Raw genomic sequence first — 20,034 nt, forward strand, 5'->3', positions numbered from 1 at the left:
GTCAGCCCGCCTTCACATGGGTCCAGGCGGTGTCCCGGGCGTCCTCCGCCGCGCGGCTGCCGTTGCGGAAGAACAGGCCCGCCTTCAGGTCGTCCTCGGTGACGAGGCACTCGGGGAAGGGTTTGACCAGCTCGGCGTATGTCTTCTCGGTGCCGGCCACCGGCATCGGGTAGCCGATGTACTCGATGTTCTTCTTCACGTTCTCGGGCCGCAGCATGTAGTCGATGAACAGCATCGCGGTGCCGGGGTGCGGGGCGTTCCAGGGAATGGCGTAGCAGTCGGAGTTGATCGGCGTGCCCTCTTTCGGGGCCTCGAAGCCGAACACGGAGGGATCCTTGGCCTGGTTGAGCATGGCGGCCATGTCGCCGCTCCAGGCCTGGGTCATGACCGCGTTGCCGTTGAGGAGGTTGTTGTAGCTGTCGCTTGAGAAGCCGCGCAGCCGGGGGCGCAGGGTGCTCAGCAGGGAGGTGATGCGGTCGAGGTCGTGGCGCTCGCCGGTGCTCACGCCCAGACCCAGTTCGAGGGCGCCCATGCCGAGGACCTCGTCGCGGTCGTCCAGCAGGAACACCTTGCCCGCGACCTTGTCGCTCCACAGGTCCCGCCAGGAGCCGGTGAGTTCGCCGATCCTGTCGCGGCGCCAGCCGATGCCGGTCTTGTACGCGGTGAAGGGCACGGTGTGCGCGGAGCCGGGGTCGTACCAGGGGCTGGCGAAGTAGGTGTACGTGCCGAAGATCGCGTGTGCGTTGGGGAGCTGGGCGTGGTCGATGCGGCGCAGCCGGCCTCCGCGCACCAGGCGCTGGGCCCATTTGGCGCTCGGGAAGATGATGTCGTAGCGGTTGCCCGCGTTGAGCTTGGCGACCATGCCTTCCATCGAGTCGAAGTTCGACTGGACGACCTTGACGCCGTACTCCTTCTCGAAGCCCCTGAACACGGACGGGTCGACATAGTCGGCCCAGTTGAAGTAGACGAGATCGCCGTCGACGCGCGCCTTGACCGGGGCGAGCTGCTGGGCGCTGGGCGTGTGGGCGGGCATGAACCCGCAGCCGCCGGCCGCGGCGCCGAGCAGGCCGCAGGCGCCTGCCCGCAGCACGGCGCGCCGGGTCGGTGGAATTACCTCGGGGGACACGGGACGTCCTCTTTCGTCGAGGAACGGCACAACTCCAGGGCTGGACCGGCGGGTCGGCTCACGGAGGCCCTGACTCCGTAGGGAAGACCGGTCTGGGGAGGGTGCGAGCGTGCGTCAGCGGGGGAGGGGTAAGCCCGTGCGGAGGCGTACGGTGCGGGGTGCGCGGGAGGACGTCACTGCGGATCCCCCTCCAGGTCGTCCCGGACCCGGCGGGCGAACCAGCCGACGGCGGCCTCGCGCTGCGAGAGCGGACCCGGCTCGAAACCGGGCGTGCTCAGCCCGGCCTGCACCCGCTCCACCAGCTCGGCGTCCTCGTCGTTGGTGACCCAGCCGATGTGGATGTTCAGCCGGCGGGCCAGCCGGGTGCGGACGCTCTCCCCGTGCTTCGTGTAGAAGGCGCCGGGGATCGCCGCCCGGTCCTGGGCGGTGGGCAGGGCGGTCCAGGCCAGCACGTGGTCAGGGTAGAAGTCGATGAGGGTGTTCGGGTAGATCACGGCGTACCGCCACACCCGCCGGTCGCCCTCGGCGAGTCCCGGCATGGGGGTGGCCAGCCGCTGGTAGAGCCGCTCGGTCCAGTTCGAGGAGGGCTTGTCGCGCAGCGGTGACTCGAACAGGACGTAGTTCTCCTGTACGTCCACCGTGTACGCCTGGTAGTCCAGCAGCCGCATGAGCGCGGGGTGCGCGACGGGGACGTGGTAGCCCTCCAGATAGTTGTCGACGATCACCTTCCAGTTGGCGTTCTGCTCCTCACCGCCCGCGAGGTCGTGGATGCGGTGCCTGCCCACGGGTACGAGGCCGGGCCCGGCGTAGCGGCCGACGGCCTCGGCGAGCCCGGCACAGGTCTCGGCGAGCGGGGTCGCCTCCATGTCGAGGTTGACGAAGACGAAGCCGAGGAAGGACTCCACATTGACCGGGTGCAGGCCGAGACGGGGCTTGTCCAGGCAGGGGATCCGGCGCGCCTCGGGGGCACCGACGAGGCGCCCGTCCAGCTTGTAGGTCCAGCCGTGGTACGGGCAGCGGATCGCCTTCCCCGCGGCCTCGGGCGCGGTGACCAGGCGGGTACCGCGGTGCCGGCAGACGTTGAGGTGGGCGGCGAGGCCGCCGTCCTCGGTCCGGACGACCAGTACCTCCCGGCCGGCCGCGGTCGCGGTGAGACGGGCGCCGGGGCCCGGGAGGTCGAATTCGTGGCAGACGAGCTGCCAGGACTTGGCGAAGATGCGTTCGGTCTCGGCCTGGGCGACGGCCGGATCCGTGTAGTAGCGGGCGGGCAGCGCTTCCCCGGGATGCTCGGCCGGCGGCCCCGGTGGGGCGGCAGGGAGAGCGGCTTCCCGCGTGGTCGAGGGGTTCATCGGGTCCTCCTCCGCGCCGCGGCGGCGGCGATGGGCGGTGAGGCTGAGCCATGCAAGGGGGCGGGCGGGGCGGCGCACTGTCGCGCCGGCCAGCCCCTTCCGGCTGACTAATTGGTTAGTCAGAGTGCGACCGGTCGTCCAGCAAGTCAAGACTTGTGGGCTGACTAATTAGTTAGTTAGTGTCGTGGTAGGCGGATGGCCAGGGCATACGGCCCGGCCACATGCCTCGCACCGATCCGGACAACGCTTGTCCCCCTGTGCACGGCCCAGGGCCTGCACCCCACACGCTCCCCGCCCGTCTCGTTCGGCGCCGGAGCCCCTCCCGTCCACGCCATCGCCGCGCCACACCCGTTTCCGGGCCCGTCCGGGAACGGCGCGACCCCGGAGGCACGCATGAGCGCTCGCCGAAGTCTGGTATGGCTCGGCCTCACACCGGAGCCCGAACAGGAACTGCCCGCCGCGGTGGCCGCCCTGCGGGCCCAGGCGGCGGGCCGCCCGCCGGCGGTCCTGGTCGCCGCCGAGCGACGCCGCGTCCAGCGGCTGGTACTGCGCGGCACCCAGCGCCGCTGGCTCCGCTACCTGAGCGAAGTCACCGGCCTGGTCGTCGAGGCCGCGGCGCGCTCGCCGGCCCCCGACCCCGGTCCGGCGCTGGTGGCCGGTGAGGTCGTCCTCGACCACCACCGCATGCTGATCGGCCTGCCCGGCGCCGCCTACGCGCGCACCGCCACGCAACGCCGTGACCTGGAACGGGCGTTGGCGCGCCTGCGGCACCGCCGCCGCCCCGCCCCCTCCGGCCACTCCGAGCCCAGGAGCACCGTATGACTGGCGTCCACTCCCTCCTCCCCGGCGGACAGCCCGGCCTGCTCGTGTCGCCGGTGTTCGGTGCCCAGCCGTGCCACGGGGTCGAGGACCACGCCCGGTACCTCGCCGCAGGCGGGTACGCGCCGCTGACCCCGCGCGACCGGCTGCCCGACCGGATCGCCGCCGTCGGACTGCGCGGCCGTGGCGGCGCCGGGTTCCCCGCGGCCCTGAAGCTGCACGCCGTCCGCGAAGCCCCCGGCAGGCCCGTCGTCGTCGCGAACGGCGAGGAGGGCGAGCCCGGCTCCGTCAAGGACCGCTGGCTGCTGCGTCACCGACCGCACCTGATCCTGGACGGCCTGCGCCTGACGGCGGCCATGACCGGCGCGGCACGCGGAGTCGTCTACCTCTCGGACCCCCTCGCCGAGCAGGCCGTCCGCCGGGCCCTCACCGAGCGTTCCGCCGGCCTGCCCGTCGACGTCGTACGCACCGAGCACACCTACGTGGCGGGGGAGGAGACCGCCGTCGTACGACGCATAGACGGCGGTCCGGCCCTGCCCACGGCCAAACCCCCGCGCCCCTTCGAGGCGGGAGTCGGCGGTGCGCCCACCCTCGTCAGCAACGTCGAGACGCTGGCGCGGATCGCGGTGATCCACTCCTGCCCCGACGCGGCCGCCGACGTCGCCCGTGCCCATCTGGTGACGCTCGCGGGGCCGGCCGGCGCTGCGGCCGCGCTGGTCGAGGTGCCCGCCGGCACACACCTGAAGGTCCTCGCCGACCTGGTCGGACACGGCAGGGCCGCGGCGGTCCTGCTGGGCGGCCTGTTCGGCGGGCTGTACGGCGCCGGGTGGACGGACCTCCGGCTCGACCACGACCGTCTGAAGGCGGCCGGCGGCGCGCTCGGCTGCGGAGCGCTGCACTTCCTGCACCCCGAGGAGTGCCCGGTCGCCGTGGCCGCCGAGGCCACCGCCTACCTCGCGGCACAGAGCGCCCGGCAGTGCGGGGTGTGCGTCTCCGGCACCGGCGCGCTGGCCCGGACCCTCACCGCCGCCGCACACGGCAAGGCGGCCCACGACACCACCGACAAACTGCGCCGCTGGTCGGGGCAACTGCCCGGCCGCGGGGCCTGCGGGCTGCTCGATGCCGCCGCCCGCATCGTCGCCACCCTGCTCACCCACTTCCCCGGCCGGATCGACACCCATCGCGGTGCCGGCTGCCCCGCGTGCGACGGCGAGCGGCCCGAGGACGGCCGCCGGTTCACGGTGCCGGTGCCCTGACCCGCAACTCCGACGCCACCCCCGCCGGGTCGCCCGAACCGGCGCCCTGAAAGGACTTGAAAGGTAGGACCGCACCATGAAACTCCTGCTGGACTCCACCCGCTGCCAGGGCTACGGCCTCTGCCAGGAACCCGCCCCGGAACTGATCGGCCTCGACGAGTGGGGCTATGCGCAGGTGCGGGAGCACGACGTGCCGCCGGGCACCGAGGACAGCGCCCAGGCCGCAGTCACCGCCTGCCCCAACTCGGCTCTGCGGCTGGTGAGGTGAGATGGGACGCGACCTCTCCGCACTCTTCGACCCCGTGTCCGTCGCCGTCGTAGGAGCCAGCGACGACCCGGCCAAGTACGGCCACGCCATCGCCGCCCAGGCCCTCCGTGCGGACGGCCGCCGCCCCGTCCACCTGGTCAACCGCCGCGGTGGCACGGTGCTCGGCCGGACCGCCGCCCCCAGCCTGAGCGCGATCGGCGAACCCGTGGACCTGGCGGTGGTCTCCGTGCCCGCCGCCGGATTCGAGGACGCCGTGGAGGAGGCCCTGTACTGCGGGGCCCGGGCGATCGTCGCGATCACCGCGGGGTTCGCGGAGACCGGCGACGCGGGACGCACCCGCCAGCACGCCGTCGCCGAACGCGTACGGGCCGCGGGTGCCGTGATGGTCGGGCCCAACTGCCTCGGACTGGCCGACAACACCACGGACCTCTTCCTGGCCTCCGACACCTTCACCCCGGGCGGCGTGGCCCTCCTCAGCCAGAGCGGCAACCTGGCCCTGGAACTCCAGCTCCGCTTCCGGCCGCACGGCCTCGGCTTCTCCCGCTTCGTCTCCCTGGGGAACCAGGCCGACGTCACGCTCGTCGACCTGCTCGCCGACTGCGCCCGGCACGAGGGCACCCGGGCCATCGCCGTCTACGCCGAGGACTTCACCGACGGACGCGCCTTCGCCGAGACCGCCGCGGAGGCCGGGAAACCCGTGGTGCTCCTCACCGGCGGACGCGGCGACGCCTCCGCACGCAGCGCCCAGTCGCACACCGGGGCGCTGACCACCCCGGTGGACGTGGTGACCGCGGCGTGCCGGGACGCCGGTGTGGAACTGGTCGCCACCCCGCGCGAACTCACCGTCACCCTGGCCGCGTCGAACAGTGGACGCAGGGCGGCCGGCCGCCGGGTCGCCGTACTCACGGACGGCGGCGGCCACGGCGTCATCGCCGCCGACGCCGTCGAGGCGGCCGGGCTGACCGTGCCCGAACTCCACGCGCCCACCCGCGCACGCCTTCGCGCGGACCTGTGGGAACAGTCGGCCGTCGCCAACCCGGTCGACCTCGCCGGGATGGGCGAGCAGAACCCCGGTTCGTACGCGCAGACCGTCGACGCCCTGCTGGCGGCCGAGGAGGTCGACGCCGTCCTGATGACCGGCTACTTCGGCGGCTACGCGGCCGCAGGCGGCGGGCTCGGGGGAGGAGGTACGGCGCTCGCGGACGGCGAACAGGAGGCCGCGCGCCTGATCGCGGCCCGGCACCGGGCCACCGCGAAACCCCTCGTGGTGCAGTCGATGTATCCCGAGTCGCCCAGCTGCCGCACCCTCGCCGCAGCCGGCATCCCGGTCTTCGCCGCCACCGAGGACGCCGCGCGCGCCCTCACCACCACGGCACCCGGCGCACCGCGCACCGGCGTCGCACCCCTTCCCCCGCCCGCGGCCCCCCTGCGCGAAAGCGGCTACCTGCAGACCCGCAGCGCCCTCGAAGCCGCAGGTCTCCCGTTCCCCGCCGCCCGGGAGATCCACGACGAGAGCGAACTGCTCGCCGCCACCGGGGAGTTCTGCGGGCCCTACGTGCTCAAAGCCCTCCACCTGCTGCACAAGTCCGATGCGGGCGGTGTGGCACTGGGCCTGGCCGGACCCGGTGAACTCCTCGCCGCCTTCCGCGAGATGCACGCCCGGCTCGGCGCCCCCTCCTACTCCGTCGAGGCCATGGCGGACCTGACCGACGGCGTCGAGCTGATCGTCGGCGTCCATCGCGACCCCCGATTCGGCCCGGTCGCCATGGTGGGGCTGGGCGGGGTGCTGGCCGAGGCCCTGCGCGACGTCGCCTTCGCCCTGGCCCCGGTACCCGCCGAGCGTGCCCTGCGCCTGCTGCGCGGACTGCGCACCGCCGCCCTGCTCGACGGGGTGCGCGGCAGGCCCGCCGTGGACATCACCGCGGCCGCCGCGGCGGTGGAGACGGTCACGGCGTTCGCCGCCGCCCACCCGGAGATCGCCGAGATCGAGGTCAACCCCCTGCTCGTGAGCCCCCACGGAGTCCTCGCCCTCGACTCCCGCGCCGTACTCGCCCGACCCACCCCTGTGTGACACCACCGAAGAGGCCCCCATGGACATGCGCTACACCCCCGAGCAGGCCGACCTCAAGCGCCGCGCCGCCGACTACGCACGCCTGCTGATGCGGTACGAGGACCAGTCCGAGCAGGCCGGCGGCCCGCTGCCGCAGCAGCTCGTCAGCGAACTGACCCGGGCCGCCATGGACGCCGGCGTCTACGCCATCAACATGCCCGCCGAATGGGGCGGAGCCGGCCTCGGCCTCCTCGACCAGGTCATCGTGGAGGAGGAGTTCGGCAAGGTCACCAACTGCCTGTGGGACATCCCCTGGCGGCCCGCCAACGTGCTGGCGTACGGCGACGAGCGGCAGCGCGAGACGTACCTGCTGCCCGTGATCCGGGGCGAGAGGTTCGACGCGTTCGCCGTCACCGAACCGGGCGCCGGTTCCGACCCGGCCTCCGGCACCTCCACCGCCACCCGCACCGACGGCGGCTGGCTGCTCAACGGCGAGAAGTGGTTCGTCACCTGCGGCGACATCGCCGACTTCCTGCTGGTGCAGGCGGACGCCGGCCCCGAGCGGCTGCCCACCCTCTTCTTCGTCGACAAGGCCGCGCCCGGCGTCGAGATGACGCGCGTCCCGCGCTTCATGCACTCCGCGGTCAACGGGCACCCCGAGTTCACCTTCACCGACGTCTTCGTGGCCGACGAGGACGTACTCGGCGGCGTCGGCGACGGCTACGAGCTGACCAAGGAATGGTTCACCGACGAACGCCTGATGATCGCGGCACGCACCGTCGGCGCCGCCGAACGCGCCCTGCGGCTCGCCCGTGACTGGGCGGTGGAGCGGGAGCAGTTCGGGGCACCGATCGCCTCGTACCAGCTGATCCAGGGCATGCTCGCGGACTGCGCCGTGGACATCGCGGTCAACCGCGCCTACACCCACCAGGTCGCCTGGGAGGCCGACCAGCCGGACACCGACCGCAAAACGCTGCACGCCAAGGCCTCCACCGCCAAGCTCGCCGCAAGCGAGGCCGCCGGCCGGGTCGCCGACCGCTGTCTGCAGATCTTCGGCGGCCGGGGCTACGACCGCAGCTACCCCGTCGAGCGCCTGTATCGCGAACTGCGCGTCGACCGGATCTGGGAGGGCACCTCCGAGATCCAGCGGCTGATCATCGCCAACGAACTGATCAAGCGCGGCACCCGCGCCCTGGCCCTGCCCACGCACTGAACCCGCCCCTTCATCACCCCACAGCGAGGACATCCATGGACTTCCGCCTCACCCCGCGCCAGGCACAGCTCAAGGCCGACGCGCGCGCCCTCACCGACTTCATCGCCGCCTACGAGCTCACGTGCGAGGAGAACAACGGCCTGCCCGCCGAGGCGCACGCCAAGATCCGTGACGCGGTCCTCGACGCCGGGCTCCAGGCCGTCAACATGCCGGCCGAGTGGGGCGGAGCCGGCCTCACCATCGCCGAGCAGGCCACCGTGCAGGAGGAGCTGGGACGGCTGACCGGCGCCCTGTGGGACATGGTGTGGCGCCCCGCCAACGCCCTGCGCCTGTGCACCCCGGAGCAGCGCGAGCGCTTCCTCGTCCCGGTGATCAGGGGGGAGCGGCGCGACTGCTACGCCGTCACCGAGCCCGGCGCCGGCTCGGACCCGCAGAACCTGGCCACCACGGCGACGAAGAACGACCGGGGCTGGGTGCTCAACGGCGAGAAGTGGTTCGTGACGGTCGGCGACCACGCCGACTTCATGATCGTGCTCGCCGCCGCCGGACCGGAACGCGCGCCGACGCTGTTCCTCGTGGACAAGGACACCCCGGGTATCGAGATGACACGCGTCCCGCGCTTCATGCACACCTTCGTCTACGAGCACCCCGAGTTCACCTTCACCGACGTACAGGTGGGAGAGGACGCCGTGCTCGGCGGCGTCGGCGAGGGGTACGACATCACGCGCTCGTGGTTCACCGAGGAACGCCTCATGATCGCCGCGCGCACCACCGGCGCCGCCGAACGCGCCCTGGAACTGGCCCGTGACTGGGCGGTGGAGCGGGAGCAGTTCGGGGCGCCGATCGCCTCGTACCAGCTGATCCAGGGCATGCTCGCGGACTGCGCGGTGGACATCGCGGTCAACCGCGCCTACACCCACCAGGTCGCCTGGGAGGTCGACCAGGCCTCGGCCGGCGACCGCAAGACACTGCACGCCAAGGCGGCCATCGCCAAGCTCGCGGCCAGCGAGGCCGCCGGCCGGGTGATCGACCGGTGCCTGCAGATCCACGGCGGCCGGGGCTACGACCGCACCTACGCCGTCGAGCGGCTCTACCGGGAGCTGCGGGTCGACCGGATCTGGGAGGGCACCTCCGAGATCCAGCGGCTGATCATCGCGGGCGAGCTGATCAAGCGCGGCCCGGGCGTCCTGGACCTGCCCACCGCCTGACGACCATGGCCGACACGGACCAGAGGGAGCCCTGCATGACCGGCATCGAAAGCGTCGGAGTCGTCGGCTGCGGCCTGATGGGCGCGGGCATCGCCGAGGTCTGTGCGCGGGCCGGCCTGCCGGTGACCGTGGTGGAACGCGACGCGCAGGCCGCCCGGTCGGGCCGCCTGCGCGTCACCCGCTCGCTCGACCGGGCCACCGCGCACGGCAGACTCACCGCGGAACGGCGTGCGGCCGCCGCCGACCTGATCACCGTCGTCGCCGAGGTCGAGGCACTGCACGACCGCGACCTGGTGATCGAGGCCGTGGCGGAGGACGAGCGCCTCAAGACCGACGTCTTCACCCGCCTCGACGCCGTGGTCACGGGCGAGGGGGCCATCCTCGCGACGAACACCTCCTCCATCCCGGTCATCCGGCTCGCCGCCGCGACCGGCCGCCCCGAACACGTCGTGGGCGTGCACTTCTTCAACCCCGTACCGGTACTGCGGCTGGTCGAAGTCGTACCCTCCCTGCTCACCTCGGGCGCCACCGTGACCCGGGCCGAGACCTTCGTGACGGGCAGGCTCGGCAAGGAGGTCGTACGGACCCGGGACCGGGCCGGCTTCGTCGTCAACGCGCTGCTCGTCCCCTACCTGCTGGCGGCCATCCGCATGGTGGAGTCGGGCGGCGCGAGCGTCGAGGACATCGACCGCGGCATGGTCCTCGGCTGCGCGCACCCGCTCGGCCCGCTGGCCCTGACGGACCTCATCGGCCTGGACACCACGCGGGCCATCGCGGAGTCGCTGTACGCCGAGTTCCGCGAGCCGCAGTTCTCGCCGCCCCCGCTGCTGTCCCGGATGGTGGAGGCCGGACTGCTGGGCCGCAAGTCCGGGCGCGGCTTCCACACCTACGACGGAGAGCCGCAGCGCGGGGCGGCGGCACCGGGGAGACCACGGTGAGGGAAAATGGCCACGGCGTACGACCACCGGACGAGGGGAGCGCCAGGGTGTCCACCAAGGTGCGCACGGCAGACACGCGCGAGCGCATCCTGACCGCCGCGTGCGAGGTCATCGCCGAGATCGGCTTCGAGAAGATCCGCATGCGCATGGTCGCGGAGCGCGCCGGCGTGTCGACCGCGCTGCTCCACTACCACTTCGACACGCGCGAGAAGCTGTTCACCGAGGCGATGACCCACTCCTTCGCCCACACCGCGGTCGACGTCGAACGCGACGCGGAGACGGCGCCGGCGGCGGTCGTCCTGGCCAGGATCCTGCGCAGCCTGCTGCCCAGTGATCCCGAACTGCACCAGGACTGGCGGCTGTGGCAGGAACTGTGGGCCCGGGCCCTGCGCGACGAGACCACCCGGGCCTTCGCCGTGGACCTGTACGCGCAGCTGCACGCCTGGGTGGCCGGAGCGGTACGGCGCGGCATCGCGTCCGGCGAGTTCACGCCGACCGACGTGGACGAACTGAGCACGCTGGTCCTGTCTCTGAGCGACGGCTACGGCATCCGGCTCATGCTGCGCGACCCGACGGTCACCCTGGACACGGCCCTCACCGCCATCTGGCGCCAGGTCTCCGCCGCGCTCGGCCTGCCGGGCACGCTGCCGACGGAGTGAATTCCGGCCGAGCGTGACTGCGCGGCGGTCCTCGGCGCTCGGGGTTGGTGACTCACCACCACCGGGTTGTCGGACTTGCGCAGCAACGGAGTCGCGGCCTGGGTGACACGGACGACGCGGACGGCGTGGGTGCCGAACACGGCGGCCGCGGACTTGGCGGTGACGCCGTCGGCGCCGAGGGTGTGGTCCGCCATGCCGGCGTTGCCGGCCAGGACGACGAGGCGGGGCTCCCTGACACTGCCGACGGCGAGTTCGGCGAGGGCCGGTGACAGGTGCTACCTCAGGAGCCACCTCCGGGTCAGCTCCATCATTTCCGCGCGGCTGCGACCGCCGTGGTCGGCGGCGATGAAGTGGCTGCCGATCCGCACCGAGTAGGTGATCAGGCTGCGGACTTCGACGTCGTCCTCGTCGTCGCAGAAGGAGCCGAAGAGCGAGCGCAGATAGTCCATGCGCCGGTTGTCGACGCGCCGGAGCCGGTGCGCGACGGCCTCGTCACGCCGGGCCCAGTCGCGGATCGCGAGGTCGGTCGCGGTGCCGGTCACTGGCCCGTCGGCGAACGAGGTGACGAGCGTGAAGAGCCGCTCCAGCTTGGCGCGGGCGTCTCCTCCTCCGCTCTCGACCTCCTCGATCACCGCCTCGGTGACCTCGCGCTCCCACGTGTCGAGCATCTCGGTGAGCAAGGCGTCCCGGTTGCGGAAGTAGCCGTAGAAGCCGCCCTTGCTGACGCCGAGCGACTGCGCCAGCGACTCGATCCGTACGGCCTCCGGGCCGCCGACGGCGAGCACGCGCAAGCCCTCCTCGATCCATCTGCCGCGAGGCGTACGGGCCTTGACCATGATGTGGCTCCCCTCACGCCCCCCTATCTATACGGTGCCGTATAAAGGGGCCTAGTCTTGTCTATACGGCATCGTATAGATAGGGGCCAGCTCATGAGACTCCCCAGTACCGCGCACACGTCCCGCCCCTGGCGGATCCACGAGGTCACCGGCGACTTCCACCTGGAGGACGTGTGGGCCCTTCCGACACCAGGCGGCCCCGACGATCTTCCGCACCTCGTGCGCCAGATCGCGGGTGAGGGAGGCGACAGGACAACGGTCTCTTCCCCCGTGTACCGCGGGCTCTTCGCGATCCGCTGGAAGCTCGGGAGGCTGCTCGGCTGGGACGCGCCCGCCACCGGCGTCGGCGCCCGCGTGCCGAGCCTGCGCGACCGGTTGCCGGCGGACCTCCGAGAGAGTCCCCGGGGCCCCGACTCCCGTTCGCTTCCGTTCACCTCCGTCTACCAACTGCACGACGAGTGGGCGGCCGAGACGGCCAACCGGACCGTGCACGCGGTGATGCACATCGGCTGGGTCCCGGACGAGACCGGCGGCTATCGCGGACAGATGGCCGTCCTGGTGAAGCCGAACGGGCTGTTCGGCGTCCTCTACATGGCTGCCATCAAGCCGTTTCGGTACCTGGGGGTGTATCCGGCCATGTTCCGGGCGATGGGGCGCAAGTGGGAGGCAGGCGCGGGCGAAAGAAGCGCGCTCGGGTGATGCGGGCTGTGCCCCGGGCGCGGGGCGGGGAGTTTCAGGGGCGGTCGGGCCCTCCGGTGCGGAAGACCGGCCAGCAGACTTCGGTCCGCCAGAGCGCGCTGTCCGGGGTCTGGCGCTGGCCGACCAGGTAGTACTCGCGGACGGGGCCGTCGATGACGAGTGCGCGCCGTGAGACGTAGGTGGCCAGCGCGCCGTAGGCGCGGTCGACCTCGGAGGGCGGGCCGCAGTGCTCGATCACGGCGAGTTCCGCAGACGGCACGTGCAACGGCTCGACCCGGCCGAGCGGTCGGAGGGGGCCGTCGCAGGGCACGAACACGGTGGCCTTCCCTCGGTGCAGGGTGAACAGCTCGTCGGCGTACAGGCCGCCGGCAGGGCCGGTCTCGCGCAGCCCCTGGCCGGCCAGGGTCGCGAACAGTTCGCCGAGGGCGCCCTGGAACCAGGTCCCGACGTCTTGGGCCTCGACCGTGGCGGTGATGGCCGCGGCGGGGACCGCGTCGACGCTGCGCAGTTCGATCCGGGGAGCGTCGCCCGCCGCAGGCGGGGCCAGCAGGTCGTGCAGCGCCGCGACCGCGCGCTGGGTCCGGTCGAGCTGTTGCTCCAGCCGGTGCAGGTGCGCGCTGATGTGCCGGTTACGGGTTGCCACGTCCGAAGCTGCCAGGACGGTCCTGATCTCCTCCAAGGGCATGCCGAGGTCCCGGAACCGGCGCACCACCTGGGCCGTGGGGATCTGCTCGGCCGAGTAGCGCCGGTACCCGGTGTGCGGATCCACGTCGGCCGGTTCCAGCAGGCGGATCTCGTGGTAGTGGCGCAGGGTCTTGACGGTCATGTGGGTGGCGCGCGAGAAGTCGCCGATCGACAGGTAGCTCGTCACCCTTCGATTGTGCGGCCTCCCCCAGGGGGAGAGTCCGGCGGAGCGGCCCCCCTTGACCCTCCCGCTGCGGGCGCCCGGAGCGTGGTGCCGACGGCCGGATCCCGGCCGTCCACGTGCCGAGTGAGGGAGTTGACCGATCATGCCGCAGACCACCGTCACGGACGTCGACCAGATCGTGCGGCGTTACGTGGCCGTCTGGAGCGAGCCGGACGCCGCCGCACGCAAGCGCGCCGTCACCGAGCTGTGGGCCCCGGACGGCGTCGAGTTCGTCGAAGGCACCCAATTCCGCGGCCACGAGCGGCTCGTGGAGCGGGTGACGGAGGCGCACGGGCTTTTCGTTGCCTCCGGGGAGTACCACGTCACGCACGACGACCACGTCACCGTGCACGAGGACGTCGCCATGTTCACCACCCAGTTGACGTACGCGACAGGCCCGCGGGCGGGTGAAGTGGCCTGGGCGGCCCGGGTGTTCCTCGTGCTGGACGACGACGGCCGGATCCTGCAGGACTACCAGCTGACCGTGCGGCCGCTGCCCGAGTCATAGGGCCGGGAGCAGACCTCGTGCCGATCCAGCCCCGGGCCGTGCGGCATCGATAATTGCCTCTTTGGGATTCGCAAAGGATGCATATGAGATGAAATTCGGCCCTCTATGGACGATTCGGCGGTACGGCCGCCTCTGCCTGGATAGACAATCCCTGCCACCCTCGCGCGCGGCGACCTGCGGTGACCAACGTCGCTCGGCTGCGCATGTGCTTCCCGAAAGCTTGGCAAAGCAGGTGATTCCTGCCATCCGCAGATAAATCCACTCTTGTGGTATTCCGGCTACAGGAAGACGATCCCTCCTCGTTCCCACCCCCTACCTGCGAGGAGTTCTTCATGAGCGAGCGGATGAGCCTCGGCCCGGATGCCGCACGGCAACTCGCCAACACCACCAAGACGACACCCCAGATGCGCGGCATCACGCCGCGCTATCTCCTGCGCGCGCTGCCCTGGGTGGACGTCGAGTCCGGCGTCTACCGGGTCAACCGGCGCCGTACGTACGTCCTGGGCGACGACCGCATCAGCACGACCGACGACGAAACGCCGCGCGTCGTCAAAGGCGACCTCCGTGAACTGCCGTACCTGCGCGAGGCGGACGAGTTGCTGCTGGAGGAGCTGGCCGGCGCGTTCACGCAGGTGTGTTTCGAGCCCGGCGAGGTGCTGGCCCAGGAGGGCGCCCCGGCCGACCGACTGTGCGTGATCGTGCACGGGCGCGCGGAGAAGCGCGCGACCGGGCAGTACGGCGCGGACGCGCTCCTCGACGTCATCGGCGACGGCCAGTTCTTCGACCTCGGCGCGTGGACCCGCGCCGAGGCCATGCCGTACCGGGTGCAGGCGCTGACCGCCGGCGTCGCCCTCTGCCTGGACCGCGCCGAACTCGCCCGGCTCGGCGAGCGGGACGAGTCCTTACGCGGTGCGGTGGACGCGTACGTCGCCGGCGCCGACGTCATGGCCGGCGCCGAGGTCCCCGTGGACCTCACCGCGGGACACGTCGGCGAGCCGGACCTGCCGGGGACGTTCGTCGACTACGAGGACACGCCCCGCGAGTACCACATGACCCTCGCGCAGACCGTACTGCGCGTGCACACACGCGTCGCCGACCTCTACAACGGGCCGATCGACCAGACGCGGGCCCAGGCCAACCTCACCGTTCACGCACTGCGCGAGCGGCAGGAGGCCTCGATGCTGTACCACCCGGAGTTCGGGCTCTTCAACAACGTCGCCCCCGGGCAGCGCGTACAGACGCGCACCGGCGCGCCGACCCCCGACGATCTGGATGAACTGCTGACGCGGGTGTGGAAGCAGCCCGCGTACTTCCTCGCCCACCCCAAGGCGATCGCGGCGTTCGGCCGTGAATGTACGCGCCGGGGCGTGCCCCCGGTGATCGAGAACCGCTTCGGAAGCCCGCTGCTGACCTGGCGCGGAGTGCCGCTGCTGCCGTCGGACAAAGTGCGGTTCTCCGGGGGCGCGGGCGGGGGTACGACCGAGATCCTGCTGATGCGGCTGGGTGAGGCCGAGCAGGGCGTGGTGGGCCTGCGGCCGTCGAACGTCGCCGACGAGGTCGAGCCCGGCCTGGCGATGAAGAACATGGGTGTGGACCAGAAGGGCATCACGTCGTACCTGATGACGGCGTACTTCAACGCAGCGGTGCTGGTGGAGGACGCGCTCGCGGTGCTCCAGAACGTCGAGGTGTCCAAGTACCATGACTACTCCTGACGTTGCCGGGTTCACCGGCCTGACGACGCCGACCGCGCCGCGCCTGACCGGACTTCCCGGGTCTTCTGCGCCCACCGGCCAGGCCATGGCTCCTGCCGCCCTCCAGCCGTACGGCACCTCCCGGGGCTTCTCGCCCGAAATGGCCCGCCGGGACGTGCCGATCCTGCACCGGACGGTCAACGGCCACCCGCTGATCTGGCTGGACAACGGCGCCACCACGCAGAAACCCCGGCAGGTGATCGAAGCGCTGGCGGCGTTCTACGCCTCCGCCAACTCCAACATCCACCGGGGCGCGCACACCATGGCGCGCGAGGCCACGGAGATGTACGAGGCGGGCCGGGCCGAGGTAGCGCGCTTCCTGGGCGCGCCCTCGCCCGAAAGCATCGTCTTCGTCCGGGGAACGACCGAGGCCATCAACCTGGTCGCGCAGAGCTGGGGGCGCGCCAACCTCGGCCCCGGAGACGATGTCCTGGTGCCGGTGCTCGAGCACCACGCGAACATCGTGCCCTGGCAGCTGGTCGCCAAGGAGACACGAGCGCGCGTCGTGCCCGTACCCCTGCGGCCGGACGGCCGCGTCGACCAGGACGCGTACGTCGATCTGCTCTCCGCGCGGACCCGGCTCGTGGTCGTCAGCCACGCCTCGAACGTCCTCGGCACCGTGCCGCCGGTGCGGGAGATGACGGCGCTGGCGCACCGCTATCAGGCGAAGGTGCTGGTGGACGGGGCACAGGCGGTGGCGCACCTCCCCGTCGACGTACAGGACCTGGACGCCGACTTCTACGCCTTCTCCGGCCACAAGATCTACGCCCCCACCGGCATCGGCGCCCTGTACGTCAGGCCGGAGATCCTCCAGACCATGGCGCCGTGGCAGTCGGGCGGCAACATGATCGAGTCAGTGAGCTTCGGCGGGACCACGTACGCACCGGTCCCACACCGCTTCGAAGCCGGCACCGGCCACATCTCCGGCGTGGCCGGCCTGCTGTCCGCCCTCAACTGGCTGACGGCCTTCGACCGCAAAGCCGTGGCCGACTACGAGACGCAGCTGATGGCCTACGCGCAGGAAGCCCTGGTCAAGGTCCCGGGCCTTGAGCTGCTGGGGCCGGCGGCCGAGCGGATCGGTGTACTGACCTTCACCATGCCCGGTCACACCCCGACCGAGATCGCCGACTGGCTGGACGGCGACGGCATAGCCATCCGGGCCGGCCACCACTGCGCCCAGCCGGCCCTGGCCCACTACGGCCTCGACTCGGCGGCCCGTGCGTCGCTGGCGCTGTACAACACCAGGGAGGAGGTGGACCGGCTGGTGGCGTCGCTCCTGGAGCTGCAGTCCGCCTGAAGCCGGACGCTCGGTGACCCCCGACGGGGCTGACGGGCCTGCCCGTATGACGCCGCCACAGGCATACGGGCAGGCCCGGTCTTCGCGGCCGTTACGGCGGCGTCCTCGGCAGCCGGGTGGCCGGGGCGAGCTCGGTGACGACGCCTGATGAGACCGCGGCCCGCGTCGTGGCCGCGCTGTTGGAGTGGCGCCGGCGGCTGGAGAGGATGGCTCAGCGCTGTGCGGAGCCTGTGCCGCCGCCAAAAGCCTCTCCCGAAGACCGCAGCCGGCATCGGGAACGGGCCTGCGTCCGGCTCGTGACCCTCGCGCTGGACTCGGGAGCGGAGGGTGCGTGGCACGGCCAGGCGGCGCTCGTCCCGCACTGGTTCCTCAGGTCCGGTCCGCCGGCGCGACCCCATCCGCGCACAGCGTCTGCTCGCCGCCCACGACCGCGTGGCAGCGCGAAGTCCTCGGCGAAGCGGAAGCGCCATTCCGTACGAACGACGCCTATGCGAAGGCCGGCCGCGAGCACTATGGCCTGACACCGCTCACCCAGGCTGACTTCGCCAGCTGCCTGCGCGAGGCGGCGGCATCTCGTTGTTGCCGCCCGGTGTCAGCGCCCGGCGGAGCGGAAGTGCCGTGATGGAGACGAAGACACCGAAGAGCGTGATCGGCAAGAGCCCTACCGGACGGAGAAACGCGGTGGGATGCGTCAGGACCGCGCTCCAAGCGACGCTCCAGTTGCCGAGCACGTCCGCGAGCATGACCACGGCAGCGAGCAATGCCCCGCCAGGGCGGGCACGGATGATCAACAGTGCGACCAGCGGATCGAGCAGCAAGAGCAGGTGGAAGAGCAGTTGGACGAGCATCGGTGCGTAGCTGTAGGCATTCAGCCCGCCCGTCATCAGGAAGTACCCGTGCGCTCCGGTCCCTTCCAGAAAGCCGATCACGTACGCCATCGCCGTGCACCGGATCCAGACCGGACGATCCCCCCATCGCATGGTCGTCACCCTAGCTCGTCCCGGAACGGCGTCTACGACGGCGGTGAAGGTGAGGCAAGGGCATGGAACGGCCGTCAAGAAGCGGAAGGCGTCCTGCGTGATGAGCCGGCCGACGAGCTGGACCGGCGGTCGTGGCGGCGTCGCTCACGGGGCCGGTGTCGCCGGGCACTTGGAGTTGTCGGCCGGGAGTCGTCCGGTGAGCAGGTAGCGGCTGCCGTGCTGGTCCATGCAGGTGTTGCCGTCGAACAGATACTGGCCGTGGTCGCCGCCGCCCGCGACGACGAGGCGGGAACCGGCCAGCACCTGGTGCATGCGCCGCGCGCCCTCGACCGGGGTCGCCGGGTCGTCCTTGGCCTGGAGCAGCAGGATCGGCGGCACCTTGGCCGAGCCGATCTTCACGGGCCGGGCCGTCGGTACCTTCCAGAACGCGCACGGCGCGCTGTACCAGGTGTTCAGCCAGGCGAACAGCGGAGCCTTGGGGGCCGCCGCCGCGGTGTCCCGGTGCCACGTCGCCCAGTCACGGGGCCAGGCGTCGTCCACGCAGTTGTAGGCGAGCTGGGCCGGGTCGACGCCGCCGAGGGCGAGCTGGTCGGTCGCGCCGAGCAGTGTGCTCGCATCCCCGCGCCGGTAGTCCGCGACGGCCTGGGCCACATTTCCCCAGTCCAGATCGGTGTACATGGCGGAGGCGAGCAGATCGTCGATCTCGGCGCTGCCCGCCCTGCCCCCGGCGGGGTGAGCGCCCAGCTTCTCGCGGACGGCGTCCCACGCGGCCGACACCTTCGCCGCACTGGTGCCCAGGTGGTAGGTCCGGTCCTTCTTGGCCGCCCAGGCGAAGAACTGGCCGGTCCGGTGCTGGAGCGCCGGATCCTGTTCGTACTGCGAGGCGTAGGTGGTCACGGTCGGATCGACGACGCTGTCGAGGATCATGCGGCCGGTGTGCGAGGGGAACAGCGTCGCGTAGGTGGCGCCCAGCCTCGTGCCGTACGAATACCCGAGGTAGTCGAGTTTGTCGCGGTGGAACGCGGTACGGATCCGGTCCATGTCACGGGCCGCGTTCTCGGTCGTGATGTACGGCAGCAGATCCCGGGAGTTCGCACCGCACTGTTCGGCGACCTTGCGGGCCACGGTCAGCCGCGCCTGCTCCTGGGCATCCGTGGCCGGCGTGTACGGCGCGGCCGGATGCTTGAGCAGCTTGGCCGTGTCCCCGCAGGACACCGGGGCGCTGGCGCCGACACCGCGCGGGTCGAAGCTGACCACGTTGTACTGCGCGGCGACATCCTGGGGCAGCGAGCTCCACACCAGCTTCGCCGTGCCGATACCCGGTTCGCCCGGACCACCCGGGTTGACCACGAGGGTGCGGGGAGCGTTCAGGTCGCCGGCCATCGACAGGGTGAGCTTGATCTGCCGGCCGTTCGCCCTGGTGTAGTCGAGGGGCACCTTGAGGGCGGCGCAGTAGGTGCCGCGCGGCGCGTCGGAGCCCGCGGGGCAGGTGGACCAGTGAAGGGCCGCGGGGCCACTGGCCGTGACGGCGGTCGGCGCCGCGTCGGCCGCGTGGGGTTCGGCGAGGGCGACGAGCCCGAGAGCGGCAGCCAGAGCCGCACTGCGCCGCATGAGGGGAGAGGTCGTGTGGGGCAAGTGCTCCTGCTTTCAGGTCAGTTCGGCTGCTGCCGGAAAGCAAGACGACGAGGAGGGCCGAAAGGTTGGCCTTGAGGCCGGCAGCCCTCGGCCCGGGGCTTCCAGGGGTGACGGTGCCCACGAGAGCGGGATCACATCCTAAGCAGGATCGTAGGACGGGATGCCCCTGAACAGGGCAGATGCAGGCATTATTTCCGATTTGGGGCGTTTTATCGGTAGTGGGGTAGTAGGTCACATCATTGCCTTCCGCCCCGGCCGCCGCTAAACATTGCTGTCGTCGCCGGGAGCCGGAACACGCACCCAGCGCATCCCCCCGGGGCCGCCCGCATCCGTGCGGACACCCCGACGCCGCCGCAACGAACAGCGGCCGGCACCGACGATGTCCCCTGCCGGAGAGTTGCTGACGCATGATCATGACCAACCGCACCCGCATCGCCCGCCTGCGCACCCTCGCCCTCACCGGCATCACCACCACGGGCGCCGCGGCCGCCGCCCTCACGCTGATGCCGACGAACGCACAGGCCGCCGAAGCGAC

General features: G+C 71.6%; 19 protein-coding genes. 13 read left to right on the forward strand and 6 right to left on the reverse strand.

What is annotated here, in order from left to right:
• Window position 1 precedes the first annotated feature (1 nt).
• Window positions 2-1,126 carry a polyamine ABC transporter substrate-binding protein gene (locus tag ACWDEN_RS25950; protein WP_351602839.1) on the reverse strand — a complete coding sequence of 375 codons (1,125 nt, stop codon included), beginning with the start codon at window positions 1,124-1,126 and terminating at the stop codon, window positions 2-4.
• Window positions 1,127-1,299: 173 nt separating this feature from the next.
• On the reverse strand, window positions 1,300-2,475 hold the full coding sequence (locus ACWDEN_RS25955; protein ID WP_351602841.1) for an aromatic ring-hydroxylating oxygenase subunit alpha: 1,176 nt from the start codon (window positions 2,473-2,475) through the stop codon (window positions 1,300-1,302).
• Between the two features lie 393 nt (window positions 2,476-2,868).
• On the opposite strand from ACWDEN_RS25955, the gene ACWDEN_RS25960 reads away from it, so the two are divergent.
• The 9 genes from ACWDEN_RS25960 to ACWDEN_RS26000 all read left to right on the forward strand — a co-directional run bounded on the left by ACWDEN_RS25960 (window position 2,869) and on the right by ACWDEN_RS26000 (window position 11,155).
• Complete coding sequence (locus ACWDEN_RS25960; RefSeq protein WP_351602843.1) at window positions 2,869-3,297, forward strand: hypothetical protein; 429 nt, start codon at window positions 2,869-2,871, stop codon at window positions 3,295-3,297.
• Window positions 3,294-4,550: an NADH-ubiquinone oxidoreductase-F iron-sulfur binding region domain-containing protein gene (locus ACWDEN_RS25965; RefSeq protein WP_351602845.1), complete on the forward strand. Its 1,257-nt coding sequence runs from the start codon at window positions 3,294-3,296 to the stop codon at window positions 4,548-4,550. Before ACWDEN_RS25960 ends, ACWDEN_RS25965 begins: the two co-directional genes overlap by 4 nt.
• Before the next feature lie 76 nt (window positions 4,551-4,626).
• The gene (locus ACWDEN_RS25970) at window positions 4,627-4,818 is read left to right on the forward strand and encodes a ferredoxin (protein ID WP_351602847.1); all 192 of its coding nucleotides are present in this window, start codon (window positions 4,627-4,629) and stop codon (window positions 4,816-4,818) included.
• A gap of 1 nt (window position 4,819) precedes the next feature.
• Window positions 4,820-6,889: an acetate--CoA ligase family protein gene (locus ACWDEN_RS25975; RefSeq protein WP_351602849.1), complete on the forward strand. Its 2,070-nt coding sequence runs from the start codon at window positions 4,820-4,822 to the stop codon at window positions 6,887-6,889.
• A gap of 19 nt (window positions 6,890-6,908) precedes the next feature.
• Entirely contained in the window at window positions 6,909-8,081 is a 1,173-nt protein-coding gene (locus ACWDEN_RS25980) for an acyl-CoA dehydrogenase family protein (RefSeq protein ID WP_351602851.1), read from the forward strand.
• 35 nt (window positions 8,082-8,116) lie between these two features.
• On the forward strand, window positions 8,117-9,289 hold the full coding sequence (locus tag ACWDEN_RS25985; RefSeq protein ID WP_351602852.1) for an acyl-CoA dehydrogenase family protein: 1,173 nt from the start codon (window positions 8,117-8,119) through the stop codon (window positions 9,287-9,289).
• A gap of 35 nt (window positions 9,290-9,324) precedes the next feature.
• Entirely contained in the window at window positions 9,325-10,227 is a 903-nt protein-coding gene (locus ACWDEN_RS25990; RefSeq protein WP_351602853.1) for a 3-hydroxybutyryl-CoA dehydrogenase, read from the forward strand.
• A 47-nt stretch (window positions 10,228-10,274) separates the two neighbouring features.
• Complete coding sequence (locus tag ACWDEN_RS25995) at window positions 10,275-10,886, forward strand: TetR/AcrR family transcriptional regulator (RefSeq protein ID WP_351602855.1); 612 nt, start codon at window positions 10,275-10,277, stop codon at window positions 10,884-10,886.
• Between the two features lie 125 nt (window positions 10,887-11,011).
• Window positions 11,012-11,155, forward strand: coding sequence for a hypothetical protein (locus ACWDEN_RS26000; RefSeq protein WP_351602856.1), 144 nt, complete (start codon window positions 11,012-11,014; stop codon window positions 11,153-11,155).
• A gap of 6 nt (window positions 11,156-11,161) precedes the next feature.
• Here the strand turns inward: ACWDEN_RS26000 and ACWDEN_RS26005 are convergent, their stop codons facing one another.
• On the reverse strand, window positions 11,162-11,722 hold the full coding sequence (locus ACWDEN_RS26005) for a TetR/AcrR family transcriptional regulator (RefSeq protein ID WP_351602857.1): 561 nt from the start codon (window positions 11,720-11,722) through the stop codon (window positions 11,162-11,164).
• Between the two features lie 93 nt (window positions 11,723-11,815).
• On the opposite strand from ACWDEN_RS26005, the gene ACWDEN_RS26010 reads away from it, so the two are divergent.
• Window positions 11,816-12,421 carry a DUF2867 domain-containing protein gene (locus ACWDEN_RS26010; protein ID WP_351602858.1) on the forward strand — a complete coding sequence of 202 codons (606 nt, stop codon included), beginning with the start codon at window positions 11,816-11,818 and terminating at the stop codon, window positions 12,419-12,421.
• Between the two features lie 34 nt (window positions 12,422-12,455).
• Here the strand turns inward: ACWDEN_RS26010 and ACWDEN_RS26015 are convergent, their stop codons facing one another.
• Window positions 12,456-13,292 carry a MerR family transcriptional regulator gene (locus tag ACWDEN_RS26015; RefSeq protein WP_351602860.1) on the reverse strand — a complete coding sequence of 279 codons (837 nt, stop codon included), beginning with the start codon at window positions 13,290-13,292 and terminating at the stop codon, window positions 12,456-12,458.
• Window positions 13,293-13,431: 139 nt separating this feature from the next.
• Here ACWDEN_RS26015 and ACWDEN_RS26020 point away from each other — a divergent pair, with 139 nt between their 5' ends.
• The 3 genes from ACWDEN_RS26020 to ACWDEN_RS26030 all read left to right on the forward strand — a co-directional run bounded on the left by ACWDEN_RS26020 (window position 13,432) and on the right by ACWDEN_RS26030 (window position 16,884).
• On the forward strand, window positions 13,432-13,836 hold the full coding sequence (locus ACWDEN_RS26020; RefSeq protein ID WP_351602862.1) for a nuclear transport factor 2 family protein: 405 nt from the start codon (window positions 13,432-13,434) through the stop codon (window positions 13,834-13,836).
• A 332-nt stretch (window positions 13,837-14,168) separates the two neighbouring features.
• The gene (locus tag ACWDEN_RS26025) at window positions 14,169-15,548 is read left to right on the forward strand and encodes a family 2B encapsulin nanocompartment shell protein (protein WP_351602863.1); all 1,380 of its coding nucleotides are present in this window, start codon (window positions 14,169-14,171) and stop codon (window positions 15,546-15,548) included.
• Window positions 15,535-16,884: a SufS family cysteine desulfurase gene (locus ACWDEN_RS26030; RefSeq protein WP_351602865.1), complete on the forward strand. Its 1,350-nt coding sequence runs from the start codon at window positions 15,535-15,537 to the stop codon at window positions 16,882-16,884. Before ACWDEN_RS26025 ends, ACWDEN_RS26030 begins: the two co-directional genes overlap by 14 nt.
• Before the next feature lie 527 nt (window positions 16,885-17,411).
• Here the strand turns inward: ACWDEN_RS26030 and ACWDEN_RS26035 are convergent.
• The gene (locus ACWDEN_RS26035; protein WP_351602867.1) at window positions 17,412-17,822 is read right to left on the reverse strand and encodes a hypothetical protein; all 411 of its coding nucleotides are present in this window, start codon (window positions 17,820-17,822) and stop codon (window positions 17,412-17,414) included.
• Window positions 17,823-18,008: 186 nt separating this feature from the next.
• Entirely contained in the window at window positions 18,009-19,499 is a 1,491-nt protein-coding gene (locus ACWDEN_RS26040; protein WP_351602869.1) for an alpha/beta hydrolase, read from the reverse strand.
• Window positions 19,500-20,034 lie beyond the last annotated feature (535 nt).

Source organism: Streptomyces sp. NPDC001153 (assembly GCF_053598315.1).